At 54.9% G+C, this 15,802-nt stretch carries 14 protein-coding genes and 1 riboswitch; of the genes, 3 read left to right on the plus strand and 11 right to left on the minus strand.

Features of this window, described 5'->3' with window-relative positions:
• Window positions 1-48: 48 nt before the first annotated feature.
• Window positions 49-417 (minus strand): diacylglycerol kinase, encoded by a 369-nt coding sequence (locus EDF78_RS18940; protein WP_095924320.1) that lies wholly within the window; start codon window positions 415-417, stop codon window positions 49-51.
• A 130-nt stretch (window positions 418-547) separates the two neighbouring features.
• On the opposite strand from EDF78_RS18940, the gene plsB reads away from it, so the two are divergent.
• A complete protein-coding gene (gene plsB / locus EDF78_RS18945) occupies window positions 548-3,031 on the plus strand; it encodes a glycerol-3-phosphate 1-O-acyltransferase PlsB (protein ID WP_095924319.1) in 2,484 nt (827 codons plus the stop codon).
• Between the two features lie 98 nt (window positions 3,032-3,129).
• Here the strand turns inward: plsB and ubiA are convergent, their stop codons facing one another.
• The 4 genes from ubiA to pgi form a co-directional block, all read right to left on the minus strand.
• On the minus strand, window positions 3,130-3,996 hold the full coding sequence (gene ubiA / locus EDF78_RS18950) for a 4-hydroxybenzoate octaprenyltransferase (protein WP_133823668.1): 867 nt from the start codon (window positions 3,994-3,996) through the stop codon (window positions 3,130-3,132).
• Window positions 3,997-4,037: 41 nt separating this feature from the next.
• A complete protein-coding gene (ubiC, locus tag EDF78_RS18955) occupies window positions 4,038-4,577 on the minus strand; it encodes a chorismate lyase (protein WP_119823725.1) in 540 nt (179 codons plus the stop codon).
• An 89-nt stretch (window positions 4,578-4,666) separates the two neighbouring features.
• The gene (psiE, locus tag EDF78_RS18960) at window positions 4,667-5,074 is read right to left on the minus strand and encodes a phosphate-starvation-inducible protein PsiE (RefSeq protein ID WP_095924316.1); all 408 of its coding nucleotides are present in this window, start codon (window positions 5,072-5,074) and stop codon (window positions 4,667-4,669) included.
• Window positions 5,075-5,325: 251 nt separating this feature from the next.
• A complete protein-coding gene (gene pgi / locus EDF78_RS18965; protein ID WP_119823727.1) occupies window positions 5,326-6,972 on the minus strand; it encodes a glucose-6-phosphate isomerase in 1,647 nt (548 codons plus the stop codon).
• 228 nt (window positions 6,973-7,200) lie between these two features.
• A riboswitch (Lysine riboswitch) is annotated at window positions 7,201-7,389 on the plus strand.
• A 108-nt stretch (window positions 7,390-7,497) separates the two neighbouring features.
• Between pgi and lysC the strand changes: the two genes are divergently transcribed.
• Both lysC and panS read left to right on the plus strand, forming a co-directional pair.
• Window positions 7,498-8,889 carry a lysine-sensitive aspartokinase 3 gene (gene lysC, locus EDF78_RS18970; protein WP_095925258.1) on the plus strand — a complete coding sequence of 464 codons (1,392 nt, stop codon included), beginning with the start codon at window positions 7,498-7,500 and terminating at the stop codon, window positions 8,887-8,889.
• A gap of 90 nt (window positions 8,890-8,979) precedes the next feature.
• Window positions 8,980-9,897 carry a ketopantoate/pantoate/pantothenate transporter PanS gene (gene panS / locus EDF78_RS18975; RefSeq protein ID WP_095924314.1) on the plus strand — a complete coding sequence of 306 codons (918 nt, stop codon included), beginning with the start codon at window positions 8,980-8,982 and terminating at the stop codon, window positions 9,895-9,897.
• A 61-nt stretch (window positions 9,898-9,958) separates the two neighbouring features.
• Here panS and EDF78_RS18980 read toward each other — a convergent pair whose 3' ends face one another.
• The 6 genes from EDF78_RS18980 to EDF78_RS19005 are packed head-to-tail and all read right to left on the minus strand — an operon-like array spanning window position 9,959 to window position 15,748.
• Window positions 9,959-11,611, minus strand: coding sequence for a Na/Pi cotransporter family protein (locus tag EDF78_RS18980; protein ID WP_095924313.1), 1,653 nt, complete (start codon window positions 11,609-11,611; stop codon window positions 9,959-9,961).
• A 15-nt stretch (window positions 11,612-11,626) separates the two neighbouring features.
• Window positions 11,627-12,283: an HAD family hydrolase gene (locus EDF78_RS18985; RefSeq protein ID WP_095924312.1), complete on the minus strand. Its 657-nt coding sequence runs from the start codon at window positions 12,281-12,283 to the stop codon at window positions 11,627-11,629.
• Window positions 12,280-13,272, minus strand: a complete 993-nt coding sequence (locus EDF78_RS18990; RefSeq protein WP_095924311.1) for an ABC transporter ATP-binding protein — start codon at window positions 13,270-13,272, stop codon at window positions 12,280-12,282. Before EDF78_RS18990 ends, EDF78_RS18985 begins: the two co-directional genes overlap by 4 nt.
• A 2-nt stretch (window positions 13,273-13,274) precedes the next feature.
• Window positions 13,275-14,060 (minus strand): ABC transporter permease, encoded by a 786-nt coding sequence (locus EDF78_RS18995; protein ID WP_131694010.1) that lies wholly within the window; start codon window positions 14,058-14,060, stop codon window positions 13,275-13,277.
• Between the two features lie 21 nt (window positions 14,061-14,081).
• Entirely contained in the window at window positions 14,082-14,924 is an 843-nt protein-coding gene (locus EDF78_RS19000) for an ABC transporter permease subunit (protein WP_095924309.1), read from the minus strand.
• A gap of 26 nt (window positions 14,925-14,950) precedes the next feature.
• Entirely contained in the window at window positions 14,951-15,748 is a 798-nt protein-coding gene (locus EDF78_RS19005) for an alkaline phosphatase family protein (protein ID WP_131694011.1), read from the minus strand.
• Window positions 15,749-15,802: the final 54 nt, after the last annotated feature.

Below are 15,802 nucleotides of genomic sequence, written 5' to 3' on the forward strand. Positions count from 1 at the left end.
TGAATAAAAACAGGGCATAACGGTGATTCCTGGAATGCAGATTCCAAATCAGAACCATCGCGGCCAAAAGATGCTGACCCAGACAAAAATCGCCAATATGATGGTCAGCAGTACGGCAGCGGAGCCGATATCTTTGGCGCGGCCTGACAGTACGTGAAATTCAGGGCCGATGCGGTCAATCGCACATTCCACCGCGCTGTTGAGCAGTTCGGTGACGCACACCAACACCACTGAGCCAATCAGCAGAATGCGTTCTATGCTGCTGACATCGCACCAGAATGATAATAAAATTAACGGGATAGCCACACTGGCTTCCTGGCGAAAAGCCGCTTCGTTTTGCCATGCGGCTTTCAATCCTTTCCAGGAATAGCCAGCCGCTTTATAAATTCGGGTAAATCCAGTGACTTGATTCGCCATTTGGGGTACTGATCCTTGAAGGGTTGTCCTTAAAAGTGTGCCGTATTTTAGCTTTTATATGACCACAGATCTCCACGGATCTTTCTGGTATCCTTGCGGCGAAATGGCTAACAAGAGGCTTCACGTTTTTATGTCAGGTTGGCGTAGACTTTATTACACATTATTGAATTTACCACTCTCATTGCTGGTAAAGAGCAAGGTCATACCTTCAGATCCCGTTACCGAGTTGCATTTAGACCCGACGCGGCCAATTCTGTACGTATTGCCTTATAACTCCAAAGCCGATTTGCTGACGTTGCGTGCGCAATGTCTGGCGCAGAATCTGCCCGATCCCCTGATCCCGTTAGAAATCGACGGAACCCTGCTGCCAAGCCACGTTTTCATTGCCGAAGGGCCGCGTGTCTTCTCGTATTACACGCCAAAGCAGGAATCGGTAAAACTGTTCCACGATTATCTGGACTTACACCGCAATAATCCGGAGTTAGACATTCAGATGTTGCCGGTGTCGGTGATGTTTGGCCGTGCGCCGGGTCGTGAAGGACAGGACGATACGCCACATTTGCGCGTGCTGAACGGCATTCAGAAATTCTTCGCCGTGTTGTGGCTGGGACGCGACAGTTTTGTCCGTTTCTCCAATACCGTTTCCCTGCGCTATATGGCGACAGAGCACGGTACAGATAAAACCATCGCGCAGAAACTGGCCCGCGTAGCGCGGATGCATTTCTCCCGCCAGCGTCTGGCCGCCGTTGGCCCGCGTCTTCCGGCTCGTCAGGATTTATTCAATAAATTACTGGCCTCCAAAGCGATTGAAAAAGCCATTGAAGACGAGGCGCGCAGCAAGAAGATTTCCCATGAAAAAGCCCAGCAAAACGCCATCGCCCTGATGGAAGAGATTGCCGCCGACTTCTCGTATGAAGCCGTGCGCCTGTCTGATCGTGTGCTGAGCTGGACGTGGAACCGTCTGTACAAAGGCATCAATGTTAATAATGCCGAACGTGTACGCCAGCTCGCGCTGGACGGTCAGGAAATCGTCTATGTGCCCTGCCACCGCAGCCACATGGACTATCTGCTGCTCTCTTACGTGCTCTATCATCAGGGGCTGGTGCCGCCGCATATCGCCGCCGGTATCAACCTGAACTTCTGGCCAGCCGGTCCGATTTTCCGCCGTCTGGGCGCGTTCTTCATCCGCCGTACCTTCAAAGGCAACAAGCTGTATTCGACGGTTTTCCGTGAATATCTGGGCGAACTGTTTAGCCGTGGTTATTCGGTGGAATACTTTGTCGAAGGCGGTCGTTCACGCACCGGACGTCTGCTGGAACCGAAAACCGGTACGCTGGCAATGACCATTCAGGCCATGCTGCGCGGCGGTTCACGTCCGATTACGCTGGTGCCGATTTACATCGGTTATGAGCATGTGATGGAAGTGGGCACCTACGCCAAAGAATTGCGCGGTGCGACCAAAGAGAAAGAAAGTCTGACGCAGATGCTTAACGGCCTGCGCAAGCTGCGCAACCTTGGTCAGGGTTATGTGAACTTTGGTGAGCCGCTGCATCTGACCACTTACCTGAACCAGAACGTGCCGACCTGGCGTGAAGCCATCGATCCGATCGAAGCACAACGTCCGAGCTGGCTGACGCCAACGGTGCAGGATCTGGCAGAACAGATCATGGTGCGCATCAACAATTCGGCGGCAGCCAATGCCATGAACTTGTGTTGTACCGCGCTGCTGGCTTCCCGTCAGCGTTCACTGACCCGCGAACAACTGACCGAGCAAATCGACTGCTATCTGCAATTGCTGCGTAATGTGCCTTACAACGCGGATTCGACGGTGCCCGATCTGACTGCCGATCAGTTGCTCGATCATGCGCTGAACATGAACAAGTTCCAGGTTGAGAAAGACAACATCGGCGACATCATCGTTCTGCCTCGTGAACAGGCCGTGCTGATGACGTACTACCGCAACAACATCCATCATATGCTGGTGTTGCCGTCGCTGATTTCCAGCATTGTGATGCATCATCGTCAGGTCAGCCGCGCGGAATTACTGCGTCAGGTAGAACTGATTTATCCGATGCTGAAAGCCGAACTGTTTATGCATTTCGACACGTCTGAACTGCCACAGGTGTTGGATGTTCTGACGCTGGAACTGGCGCGTCAGCAAATCATTCATCTTGAAGATGATGAGCTGACACTCAATCCGGCGCGTATCCGCACGTTGCAGCTGCTGGCTGCCGGCGTACGTGAAACGCTGCAACGCTACGCGATCACTTTCTCCCTGCTCACCAATAATCCAAGCATCAACCGTGGTGCGCTGGAAAAAGAGAGCCGGATTATGGCGCAGCGTTTATCCGTGCTGCACGGTATTAATGCCCCTGAGTTCTTCGACAAAGCGGTGTTCTCGACGCTGGTCGGTACCCTGCGCGCCGAAGGCTATATCAGTGACACCGGCGATGCCATTCAGGAACAAACGCGTGAGATTTACCTCATGCTCAGTGACCTGATGACGCCGGATATCAAGCTGACGATTGAGAGTGCGGGAATGCCTTCCGAGCTGCCGCAACCGACAGAGCCACCGGCTGAGCCTAAGATGGATGTGCGCGATACCGATCACTAACCGGTATTAACGCACGCCAACTGACGGTAAAACAAAACGCCCGGACTTTTTACAGAGTCCGGGCGTTTTTTATGGTCGCTGAATCAGTTCAGGAACACTTACAACGTGAACGCCGACAGACTCATCAGAATACCGAGGAACAGCACCAGCCCGACATAGTTGTTCTGGCGGAAAGCCAGAAAACAGGCATCACGCTCGCGTTTGGCAATCAGCTTCTGCTGATGCACAAACAGCGCCGCAGCCAGCAGCAGCGACCAGTAGAACGGCGCGCCAAGCTGGGAAAGATGCCCGACAAACCCCATCAGCACCAGCGTCGCCAGTTGCAGCAGGCCGATAATCAGGGTGTCAAAACGGCCAAACAGAATGGCGGTAGATTTCACCCCGATCTTCAAATCATCGTCACGGTCGACCATCGCATATTGGGTATCGTAAGCCACCGTCCAGCAGATATTCGCCGCAAACATTAACCAGCAACTGAGCGGCACACTTTCGCTCACCGCGGCATATGCCATCGGGATCGCCCAGCCAAACGCGGCACCTAATACCACCTGCGGCAGATGACTGACGCGCTTCATGAACGGATAAATCCATGCCAGCGCCAGCCCGGCCAGCGACAGCAAAATGGTCATGCGGTTAAGCAACAGCACCAGCCCGAATGACACCAGCACCAGCCCGACGAACAAGATTTTCGCCTGTTTACCGGTGATCGCCCCGCTCGGCAATGGCCGGTTCGCGGTGCGTTTGACGTGACCATCAAACTTACGGTCGGCGTAGTCATTTACCACGCAACCGGCGGCGCGCATGAAAAATACGCCCAGTACGAAGACCAGCAAAATTTTGGCTGACGGCATGCCGCCACCGGCCACCCACAATGCCCATAACGTCGGCCACAGCAGCAGCAGCGAGCCGATCGGCTTATCAATACGCATCAGGCGGCAGTAATCCCGCCATGTGCCCTGAGTCATACTTCCTGACACTCTCTGTTCTCCTTGTTGATCAGTCTGGCTCATGCCTTACTCACTTTGCCCTCTGGGCGGTGAACCGGCGAATCCGGGAGGAAAATTTCGGTCAGCAGCAAGGGTTTGTCAGACAGACGCAGGCGGGAACGGCGCGCCCATAATTCGCCCTGCTCACTGTGCAACTGGCCTAAATGAATGTAATCCCGCGACAAGTTATTGCCGCTGAACAGATAGCGCCCCAGCGGTACAGTGCCCAGATCGACCAGCGCCAGATCCGGCCCGGTCAGCGTTTCTTCAGGAATAACGGTACGTCCGAGCAACCACGGCTGTGCATCACCAAACAGCACGATTTCGCGGATCCAGTAACGGGCGCTTTCCGGCAGTTGCTGCGCTTCGCTTTCACCCAGTTCTTCACGGCTGACAAAACATTCGTTTTGCGGTTTCACGGTGACGGTAACACCCTGCTTTTCAAACCGGCGGGTCATGGATCCCATTTCCATCAGCCAGTCAGCCACATCGGCAGGGACTTGTGAGGGATCGTCGAACCAGTGGATCGGGGATTGTTCGGGAGAGTGGGAATCAGACATCAACGGCTCCGTAATGGAGGCATTCATACCTCCAATGAATTATCTGCCTCGCATTCTAGCGCATCAATGCGAGGCAGTAATTGCCTGATTTATTCGCGGCGCAGACGTTCGCCGTTCGCAAGGAACAGCGTCACCACCAGCACGAGGATCGCGCAGGCGTAAACCAATGTGTCGTAAGGACTTTTATGGTCGACGATGATCAGGCGGATAATCGCGGTGATGCCGATATAAATAAAATAGCGCAGCGGGAAATGATAACCCGACGAAAAGTATTTGATAATCAGGGCAATAAATTCGAAATAGAGGAAGTAAATGACAATCCCCTCGATCAGTAAATACGACGAAGACTGGTCGTTATTCACGAACAGAACCATCGCTAAATGGTAGGTTTCGCGCCCGATAAAAATCATCAGGATCGCGGCCAGCCCTAATAAGAAAACGTTCAAAATTCGCTGCATAATGACGGATATCATCATTGCGCGCTTGGATCCTGCCATGTGATCTACATCCCACTTTTGTTATGAATACCCGCAGAATACCACAGAGTCCGCGGCAGAAAACGGCCATTAAAAAAGGGTCAGCCGGTGAAGGCTAACCCTTTTATTTAGAAATATTGCGACCTGTCCCTCTAAATCATTCGGGCTGGATCAAGGCGGCAAGGGAACGAAGCCCCGGGAGCTTACATAAGTAAGTGACCGGGGTGAGTTCACGCAGCCAACGCTGAAACAGTCTGAAGGATAACGAGGGATTAGCGCCAGTTTTTAAAGCGGTTAATCAAACCGTTAGTCGAGCTGTCGTGGCCGGTAACATCTTTGTCACCTTCCAGTTCTGGCAGGATACGGTTTGCCAGCTGTTTGCCCAGTTCTACGCCCCATTGGTCGAAGGTGTAGATATTGAGGATCACGCCCTGAGTAAAGATTTTGTGCTCGTACATCGCGATCAACGCACCCAGGCTATAAGGCGTGATTTCACGCAGCAGGATGGAGTTGGTCGGACGGTTACCTTCGAACACTTTGAACGGTGCGACGTGTTTAACGTCTTCCGGTTTTTTACCCTGATCGGCGAATTCTTTCTCGACGACGTCGAGAGATTTACCGAAGGCCAGCGCTTCTGTCTGTGCAAAGAAGTTAGACAGCAGTTTGGCGTGGTGATCGCTCAGCGGGTTGTGGCTGATGGCCGGGGCGATGAAGTCACAAGGAATGATTTTGGTGCCCTGATGGATCAGCTGATAAAACGCATGCTGACCATTGGTGCCCGGCTCGCCCCAGATAATCGGGCCAGTCTGGTAATCCACAGGATTGCCGTTACGGTCAACGAACTTACCGTTGGATTCCATGTTGCCTTGCTGGAAGTACGCGGCAAAACGGTGCATGTACTGGTCGTATGGCAGGATAGCTTCGGTTTCAGTGCCGTAGAAATCGTTATACCAGATGCCGATCAGCGCCAGCAGAACCGGCAGGTTTTTCTCAGCCGGGGTATTCGCGAAGTGTTTATCCATCGCGTGCGCGCCGCTCAGCAGCTGTTCGAAATTATCGAAACCGACAGACAGGGCGATGGACAGACCGATGGCTGACCACAGAGAGTAACGGCCGCCGACCCAGTCCCAGAATTCGAACATGTTGTCGGTATCGATACCGAACTCGCTCACCGCTTTGCCGTTAGTCGACAGCGCCGCGAAGTGTTTCGCCACGTGTTGGTTGTCGCCCGCAGTTTTCAGGAACCAGTCACGTGCGCTGTGGGCGTTGGTCATGGTTTCCTGGGTGGTGAAGGTTTTTGAGGCGACCAGGAACAGCGTGGTTTCCGGCGACAGGTCTTTCAGCGTTTCGGCGATGTGCGTGCCGTCAACGTTGGAGACGAAATGCATGTTCAGGTGGTTTTTGTAAGGACGCAGCGCTTCGGTGACCATGAACGGGCCGAGGTCTGAACCGCCGATCCCGATGTTCACCACGTCAGTAATGGCTTTGCCGGTATAACCTTTCCACTCGCCGCCGATAACGCGTTCGGTGAAGCCTTTGATTTTTGCCAGTACCGCATTCACTTCCGGCATCACATCCTTGCCGTCCACGACGATTGGCGTGTTGCTGCGGTTACGCAGCGCAACGTGCAGAACAGCACGGTCTTCGGTGCGGTTGATCTTCTCGCCAGAGAACATCGATTTGATGGCACCCTGAAGGTCAGTCTCTTTCGCCAGCGCCTGCAGTTTATCCAGAGTCTCTGTCGTAATGCGGTTTTTGGAGAAATCGACCAGCATCTGGTCTTCAAACGTGGCAGAGAATTTGGAGAAACGATCACCATCTTCAGCAAACAGATGGCTAATCTGCACATCTTTCATCTTGTCGAAATGCTGCTGCAGGGCTTGCCAGGCAGCGGTCTGAGTTGGATTGATATTTTTCATAGCAATGCTCTTAGGCTGAGAATAAATATGAGATAACTGACCCGATTGTAGCCTGAACTTCCCGGGAAGAGATGCCTTTTCTTGCGATAGGTTAGATCTGCTAAATCACAATGACAGAGAACAATATTAGATGAGAATCGTTCAAAATGTGGCGCATGAGCCGCCAGACCGTTGACAGACGGGCGAGAACCCGTTATTCCTAAGCACCTAACTCGCGCGCGTGTCGCGTGAGCCAGAAGAGGCGCGTCGCCCAGGTAGTGTATCGGAGGAGCCGAAATCCTGCGAAGGTACATCAGGGGGAGCGACGCCGAGGTCTGAAGCCCGCGGCAGGCATACGATCGACTACAGGGGCTGAATCCCCTGGGTTGTCACCGGGCATCCGCGAGGATGTCGACAAGGTGGGGCGCTTCTGGGTGTATCGTAGCATTTCTACGTCTGCCCCCTTCCCGCTCTCCCCTTGTGCCAATTCTTGAAATGATGGAATAGATGGCCGTCTGGTATGACGACCCTGACACGAGGTTTTACATGAATTACGCAGCATCCCGCAACGCCAACCCGCAGCCTCTGGGCAACGTTATCGTCGCCAAATTCGGCGGTACCAGCGTAGCGGATTTCGACGCCATGAACCGCAGCGCAGACATCGTGCTTGCGCGCCCTGAAGTGCGTCTGGTTGTTCTTTCCGCGTCTGCGGGCATCACCAATTTATTAGTCGAGCTGGCCGAAGGCAAAGAAACCGAACGCCGGGTGTTCCTGCTGGATGAAATCCGCCGGATCCAGAGTGCCATTATCGACCGCCTCGATAATCCGACGGTGATCCGCGAAGAAATCGGCCGCATGCTGGAAAATATCGCCATGCTGTCCGAAGCGGCGAGCCTCGCGACCTCCACGGCGCTGACCGACGAACTGGTCAGTCACGGCGAACTGATGTCTACCCTGCTGTTTGTTGAAATCATCCGCCAGCGCAACGTGCCGGTGGAATGGTTCGACGTGCGTAAAATCATGCGTACCAACGATCGTTTTGGCCGTGCCGAGCCGGACACGCAGGCATTAAACGAACTGACCGTGCAACAGCTGCAACCGCGTTTGCAGGATGCGCTGGTGATCACTCAGGGCTTTATCGGTTCAGAAGGCAAAGGCCGCACGACCACCTTAGGCCGTGGCGGCAGCGATTACACCGCCGCATTGCTGGGTGAAGCGCTGGGCGTTTCCCGTGTGGATATCTGGACTGACGTGCCGGGGATTTATACCACCGACCCGCGTCTGGTGCCGGCAGCAAAACGTATTGACCGCATCGCCTTTGAAGAAGCGGCAGAAATGGCCACCTTCGGCGCGAAAGTGCTGCACCCGGCGACCTTACTGCCTGCGGTGCGTCGCGGCATTCCGGTGTTTGTCGGCTCCAGCAAAGATCCGTCGGGCGGCGGCACGTTGGTGTGCGATACCACCGACAACCCGCCGCTGTTCCGTGCGATTGCCCTGCGTCGCAGACAAACGCTGGTCACGCTGCACAGCCTGAGCATGTTGCATTCACGCGGTTTCCTCGCCGAAGTGTTTGGCATTCTGGCGCGTCACAGCATTTCCGTTGACCTGATTACGACATCAGAAGTCAGCGTGGCACTGACACTCGATACCACCGGTTCGACCTCTTCCGATGCCAGCCTGCTGACCACTTCGCTGCTGACAGAATTATCCTCACTGTGCCGCGTGGAAGTGGAAGAAAATCTGGCGCTGATCGCGATTATCGGCAACAAATTGTCGCAGGCCTGTGGCGTCGGCAAAGAAGTCTTCGGCGTGCTGGATCCGTTCAATATCCGCATGATTTGCTACGGCGCAAGCAGCTACAATCTGTGCTTCCTGGTGCCGGGCAACGATGCCGATCAGGTCGTCAAAACACTACACCGCAACCTATTCGAACAATAACGGGCGCGGTATCTGTGAAGACCGGGCCATGTGCCCGGTCTTTTTTTTGTCTGTACTTTTGCAAAACAACAAAGACAAGGATCATCCTCAATGTTAGCCAAAATCACCCGCCTGTTCCCGCTGTGGGCCGTGCTGTTATCCGTCGCGGCCTATTACTCCCCCGGCACGTTCACCCCGATCGGCCCGCATGTTTCCACCCTGCTGATGCTGATTATGTTCGCCATGGGCGTCACCCTCGAATTCGGTGATTTCAAACGCGTCCTTTCCCGGCCCGGCCCGGTGGCTGCCGCGACGTTCCTGCATTATCTGGTGATGCCGCTGGCCGCATGGGTGCTGGCAAAGCTGTTCCATATGCCCGCCGATCTGTCGGCGGGTATGATTTTAGTCGGCAGCGTCGCCAGCGGAACGGCATCTAACGTCATGATTTACCTTGCTAAAGGTGATGTCGCGCTTTCCGTGACGATTTCTGCGGTATCCACGCTGGTCGGCGTTTTCGCCACGCCGCTGCTGACGCGTCTGTATGTCGATACGCATATCAAGGTAGATGTGGAAGGGATGCTGCTGAGCATTTTGCAGATCGTGGTGATCCCGATTCTGGCCGGTCTGATCATTCATCATCTGTTCACCAAAACCGTGAAACGTATCGAACCGCTGCTGCCGCTGTTCTCAATGGTCTGCATCGTGGCGATTATCAGCGCCGTGGTGGCGGGCAGTCAGGGCTTTATCGGTTCTGTGGGGCTGATCGTGATTGTGGCGGTGATCCTGCACAACGGCATCGGTCTGCTGAGCGGTTACTGGGGCGGGAAACTGTTTGGCTTCGATGAAACCACCTGCCGCACGCTGGCGATGGAAGTCGGGATGCAGAACTCAGGCTTAGCCGCGACGCTGGGGAAAATTTACTTCACCCCGCTGGCGGCGCTGCCGGGTGCGTTGTTCTCGGTCTGGCACAATCTGTCAGGTTCTTTGCTGGCGGGTTACTGGTCCGGTAAACCGGTTAAAAAAGACTGATTTTCCGACAGGAAAAAGGTGAAAAGAAACGGGCGCCTTCCTCAGCGCCCGTTTTTTGGTTTTACACCCGCTGCACATCATCGTTAGTTTCGCGCTGTTCATCTTCCTGCTCATCCTGATCCAGCACGTTATACGCCACCGCACAGAACAAGGAATTCAGACGTTTCATGTCGCCCAGCAGGCCGAGGTGCAGCGAACTGGTTTCAATGCTCTGCACGTTATGCTGATGCAAACGGTCAACGTGCGCATGGGCGTAACGGCGGTCGAGAATGCGGAAACGGTGTTTCGAGCGGCGCAGGCGGCGCGCACTGGTCAGGTCATTTGACAGGAAAACCCCCAGACTCAGACGCAGGTTATCCAGCAGTTTTTCATGTAAGGCTTCCAGTTCCACCAGTCCTTCCGGCGAGAATGCCCGGCGTGTGGCGTGGGATTTGGCGGTGATATCGCCGGTCATCCGTTCGATAATGTCACCGGCCTGTTCCAGGTTCAGCGCCATTTCGATAATTTCAGCCCAGCGGCGGGAATCATCTTCGCCCAGCCCTTCTTTGTTGATTTGCGCCAGATACAGTTTGATGGCGGTATACAGCACATCAACGTCATCGTCGAGACGCCGTACTTCGCGATCCTGCGCCAGTTTACCGTGCATCACTTCGCGGTTGAGGATCAGCATATGCTCGACCACATCGCCCATGCGCAGGGTTTCGCGGGCGGCATTGGCCAGCGCCAGCGTCGGCGTATCAATCGCACTGACGTCCAGATGGCGCGGGCGCAAACGCGGATCGTCTTCCGGCACATCGGCAATCATCAGCTGGCAAATCTTCGCCATCGGCGCGGTCAGCGGCACCATCGCCAGACAGCGGATCAGGTTGTAGAACATGTGAAAATAAATCACCAGTTCTTCATCCGGAATGCCAAGACGCGACAGTTGCGTGGATAACGGCCCGACAAACGGCAGCACAATCACAAGACCAATCAGTTTAAACAGCGTACTGCCGAGCGCCACGCGACGACCGGCGGCGTTCATTTTGCTGGCATTGATCATCGCCAGCAGGCCGCTGCCGAGGTTGGCCCCGATCACCAGACACAGTGACACTTTGAGGGAAATCACGCCGGTGGCCGCGAGCGTTGCCGTCAGCAGAACCGCCGCCAGACTGGAATAACTGATGATGGCAAACACTGCGCCGGTCAGGGCATCAAGCAGCACATCACCGGTCAGGGAAGAGAACAACACTTTCACGCCGGACGCCTGCATGATCGGCGTTGCTGCGCCAACGATCAGCTCCAGTGCCAGTAAAATCAGACCCAGACCGATCCCGACGCGCCCCATTTGTCCGGCGCGGGTTTGTTTACGGCTGAGGAAGAAGGCCACGCCGACGAAAATCAGCAGCGGGGAAAGCCAGGAGAGATCAAACGTCAGGATACGCGCCATCACGGCGGTCCCGACATCTGCACCGAGAATAATCACCAGCGCAGGTGCCAGCGCCACCAGCCCCTGAGACACAAACGACGTGACCAGCAGCGCGGTGGCATTACTGCTTTGCACCAGCGCAGTCACGCCAATGCCCGCCACAAAAGCCAGCGGTTTTTTCTCGACGCTGTTACTCAGAACGCGGCGCAGATTGGCGCCAAAAACACGCATGATGCCGGTACGCACGATGTGCGTACCCCATACGAGCAAAGAAATAGCAGACAACAGATGCAAAAGGGTTAACACGAAAGAACGGCTCCATTAACGCCAGGCATAGACCGGCCATCCTGCCTGCCGGGCGTGCTGGAGCAGGATGGCGTCCGGATTCACTGCCACCGGCTGGCCCACGCGGGTCAGCAACGGCAGATCATTATGAGAATCCGAATAAAAACGGGCGTGTTGTAACAGGGATTCGTCCTGATTGATGAGATGCAGCAACCGCGACACTTTTCCCTCGCGATAGGTCATCGTCCCCTGCGTGGCACCGGTAAAGCGCCCGTCTTTCATTTCAACACCGATGGCCAGCGTTTCTTCCACACCGAGGAAACGGGCAATCGGCTGCACCAGATGCTCACCGGAGGCGGAAATAATCACCGTCCGGTCGCCCTGCGCGCGATGTGCTGCGAGGCATTCACGCGCCTGCGCATAAATACGCGGGGCAATCACATCCTCGATATAACTGGCGACCATCGTCGCCACGTCATCTTCACGGCGGCCAATCAGCGGCACCAGGGTACAGCGCATGTACTCCTGCATATCCATCTGACCTGCCGCATATTGTTGCATCAGGGCGGCATCCTGTTGCAGAAAAGCCTGCTCATCCGCCACCCAGCCTTTCGCGACCATATAGGCTGACCACAAACTCGAACAGTCGCCGCTAATCAGGGTTTCATCGAGATCAAACAGCGCCAGTTTCATGCAACTTCCCGTAACGTAACAAGATCTAACTGTAGACCAATATCGCTGCCATCAGCGCGAAGTGAGGCCACAGAGCGGTTTAAGACATCCACAGACAGCTCCACACCGTGCGCTGAAACGCGATAACGTACGACGTTGCCGAGCAGGCTGTGGCTGAGAATTTTAGCCGGAATGCCTTCAATCAGATCACATATCGTGACCGACTCGGGACGGATGGCAACGCGCCCGGTGTAACGAATGCCGGTCAGCGCCATCGCCTGTTCGGGGCTGAGCAGGTTGTAGCTGCCGATAAAACCCGCCGCAAAGGCATCCACCGGTTCAGTATACAGGGTTTCGGCGTCGGCATTTTGGACGATTTGCCCTTTGTTCATCAGCACAATCCGGTCAGACATGGTCAGCGCTTCTTCCTGATCGTGGGTCACAAAAATCGCCGTCAGGTTCATTTCGCGCTGAATACGGCGGATTTGCTCACGCAAATGCTTGCGGATACGGGCATCCAGCGCGGACAGCGGTTCATCGAGCAACAACAGGCGCGGCTGCGTCACCAGTGAACGGGCCAGCGCCACACGCTGACACTGACCGCCGGAAAGCTGATGCGGATAACGTCTGGCGTAATCGTTCATTTCCACCAGTTCCAGCACTTCCGCGACGCGGCGTTGCAACTCTGAGGCCGGGATTTTTTGCATTTTCAAACCAAAGGCGACATTGGCTTCCACCGTCATATTCGGAAACAGCGCATAGCTCTGGAAGACCATGCCGATACCGCGCTGTTGTGGTGGCAGCGGCACGATATCCTGTCCCTGAATCAGAATTTTTCCGCTGTCGACAGAGGTCAGCCCCGCCAGACAGCGCAGCAGCGTGGATTTCCCGCAGCCGCTTGGTCCCAGCAACGTGACGAATTCGCCCTCTTCTGCCGAGAAATCGATGTTGTTGAAAATCTGCGTCGGACCGTAAGACTTGTTGAGTTGAGTGACCTGCAAATACGACATAATCAGCGCGTTCCTTTGTTCAGCACGTTCGCCACCCAGGTGAAAATCAGGACGACCATGAAATAGGAGATGACCAATGCGCTGGTGAAATGGCCACTGCCATTGCGCATGTTATAGAGGTAAACCTGAACCGTTTCATAACGGCTGCCCGCCAGCAGATTGGCGAACACAAATTCCCCGATCAGGAAAGAAAACGACAGCAGGATGGCGATCATCCCGCCTTTGCGTAAGTTGGGCAAAACCACCAGCAGCGCCGCTTTCCAGGTACTGGCACCGAGCAGATGCGCCGCATCCATCAGGTCGCGCAGGTTGATCGCCTGCATGTTGTTGGAAATGGCGCGATAGATAAACGGCAAGGCGATGGTGAAGTAACACCCGATCAGGATCCACGGCGTACCGGTCAGCGCGAGAGGTTCCGCAGAATACAACTGCATCAGCCCCACCGATGACACCACCGGCGGCACGGCGAACGGCAGCAAAATCAGGATGTTCATCAGCGCATCGAGCTTTGGGAAATAGTAAGCAATCACAAACATCAGAGGCAGGATCAGCACCAGCGAGAGGAAAAGCGTGCCGAAACACACCAGCAGCGAGTGCCAGAGCGCGATCAGGAAACGCGGATCACTCCATAATTCCACCAGCCATTTGAGGGTAAACCCGCTGGGCAAAATGGTGGCGCCCCATTCCAGCACCAGCGCATACACCAGCGTCGCCAGCAACGGCAACATCAGGACAATCAGTAAAACCCAGATCACCACACGGTGGTAAATCGCTTCAGACCGCGACATTTTACGTTCCTTTTCTTTCCGTCAGCCGCGCTGACTGAGATAACTTTTACGCAATAACCACTGATGGATCAGCGTGATAAAGGCCATCAGCACCACCAGTAACATTGCCAGCGCACTGCCCATATTCGGGTCGAGGGAGATATCCCCTGAGACCAGCGCCGCGATGCGCACCGGCACCACGTTGAAGTTGCCGGTGGTCAGCGCATACACCGTGGCATACGCGCCCAGGGCGTTAGCCAGCAAAATCACGAAGGTACCGAGCAGCGCCGGGAACAGCACCGGAATGCCGATATGACGCCAGTAACTCCAGCGCCCCGCGCCCAGCAACGCCGCCGATTCTCGCCAGTCTTCGCGTAATGCATCAAAAGCCGGATACAGCAGCAACACGCCGAGCGGGATCTGGAAATAGGTATAGAGCACAATCAGGCCGTCTTTCGAATACAGGTCGAAGTGTTCCATCAGGCCATATTTTCTCAGTAACAATGTCAGACAACCGTTCAGCCCCAACAGGATCACAAAGGCGAAGGCCAGCGGTACGCCCGCAAAGTTGCTGGTCATATTGGTAAACGACATCACAAAATCATGCAGCTTTGTCGGGCCTAACTGACGAAGTGAGTAACTGCCCACTAACGCGATAAGCAAACCGTACAAACTCGACCAGATGGAAATATCCAGCGAGAAACGCATGGCCTGCAGATAAAAAGGAGACGTCAGAATGTCGCTGTAATTGCCCAGCCCCCAGGCCTCATAGGTTTCGCTGTAAAAGCTGCTCACCGCAATCCAGGCCAGCGGCGCCAGCTGAAAAGCGATGAAAAAAACCAGAAATGGCAGCATAAACAATGCTGCAATCCACTTAGCTTTCATCGGGTATCCTTTAAAAGTGACGGGGTTCAGGCCAGTAATGCCGGGCAATGTGGCTTGTCATGAGCAATATTCAGGATCTGACACAGCGTTCCGCACAGCTCGGTTTGCAGCGGCGCGGCCTCTTTAAAGCTGAATGCGCTGCCGAAAACAAATAAAGGCACCTGACGCTCCTCCGGCAAAATACCGCCGTGGCTGCGGTCATCGTTCATGCCGTGGTCAGCGGTGACAATGACCTGATAACCCGCGTCCAGCCAGTCGCCGAGATAGCGCGACAGAATGCCATCCGCCGTCCGCGCTTTGTTGCGGTATTGCGGCGTCGACAGACCGAATTTATGTCCGGCATCATCAATGTTCATCGGGTGGATCAGCAGGAAATCGGGATCATGACGACGTCGCAGGCTTTCGGCGTCATCGAAAAGATGCGAATCGGGATAGCCATCGTCGTAATAAAAATGACCGTGCTGGATAGCCAGCGAATCGTCGCTGGTATGGCGGTCGCGAGGGGGATCAAACGGCGTGCGGTTATACAACTCGCTGACCCAGTGATAGGCCGCAGCCGCCGTCGTCAGACCGGCGTCGCGGGCATAGTGAAAAATACTGCGTTGTGTTGATAACCGGTCAACGTGGTTATGAACAATGCCACTCACCACCGGCGTCACACCGGTGAGAATGCATTCATAAAGCGGCCGGGACAGCGAAGGCAATTCGCATTCCAGTTGATACAAGCGGCCGCGTCCTGCGGCACACTGCGCCTGTAAATAGCCCATTGCGTCTTTGGCGACCTGATAATTCAGGCCGTCCAGTACTACCAGAATGCTCTTCATCCACGTATGCCTTTCGTACAGGTGTTGTGATTAATCAATGCGTTCGCTGCCCGG

The organism is Rahnella sp. BIGb0236 (assembly GCF_004364755.1).
Lineage (GTDB): Bacteria > Pseudomonadota > Gammaproteobacteria > Enterobacterales > Enterobacteriaceae > Rahnella > Rahnella victoriana.

Excerpts from the sequence above, each read along its gene's own strand:
- pgi (WP_119823727.1), bottom strand. The coding sequence starts at position 6,972 with ATGAAAAATATCAATCCAACTCAGACCGCTGCCTGGCAAGCCCTGCAG.
- EDF78_RS18985 (WP_095924312.1), bottom strand. The coding sequence starts at position 12,283 with ATGAAACTGGCGCTGTTTGATCTCGATGAAACCCTGATTAGCGGCGAC.
- ubiC (WP_119823725.1), bottom strand. The coding sequence starts at position 4,577 with ATGTCTGATTCCCACTCTCCCGAACAATCCCCGATCCACTGGTTCGAC.
- ubiA (WP_133823668.1), bottom strand. The coding sequence starts at position 3,996 with ATGACTCAGGGCACATGGCGGGATTACTGCCGCCTGATGCGTATTGAT.
- EDF78_RS19005 (WP_131694011.1), bottom strand. The coding sequence starts at position 15,748 with ATGAAGAGCATTCTGGTAGTACTGGACGGCCTGAATTATCAGGTCGCC.
- EDF78_RS19000 (WP_095924309.1), bottom strand. The coding sequence starts at position 14,924 with ATGAAAGCTAAGTGGATTGCAGCATTGTTTATGCTGCCATTTCTGGTT.
- plsB (WP_095924319.1), top strand. The coding sequence starts at position 548 with ATGTCAGGTTGGCGTAGACTTTATTACACATTATTGAATTTACCACTC.
- lysC (WP_095925258.1), top strand. The coding sequence starts at position 7,498 with ATGAATTACGCAGCATCCCGCAACGCCAACCCGCAGCCTCTGGGCAAC.
- panS (WP_095924314.1), top strand. The coding sequence starts at position 8,980 with ATGTTAGCCAAAATCACCCGCCTGTTCCCGCTGTGGGCCGTGCTGTTA.
- EDF78_RS18990 (WP_095924311.1), bottom strand. The coding sequence starts at position 13,272 with ATGTCGTATTTGCAGGTCACTCAACTCAACAAGTCTTACGGTCCGACG.
- EDF78_RS18940 (WP_095924320.1), bottom strand. The coding sequence starts at position 417 with ATGGCGAATCAAGTCACTGGATTTACCCGAATTTATAAAGCGGCTGGC.
- psiE (WP_095924316.1), bottom strand. The coding sequence starts at position 5,074 with ATGGCAGGATCCAAGCGCGCAATGATGATATCCGTCATTATGCAGCGA.
- EDF78_RS18995 (WP_131694010.1), bottom strand. The coding sequence starts at position 14,060 with ATGTCGCGGTCTGAAGCGATTTACCACCGTGTGGTGATCTGGGTTTTA.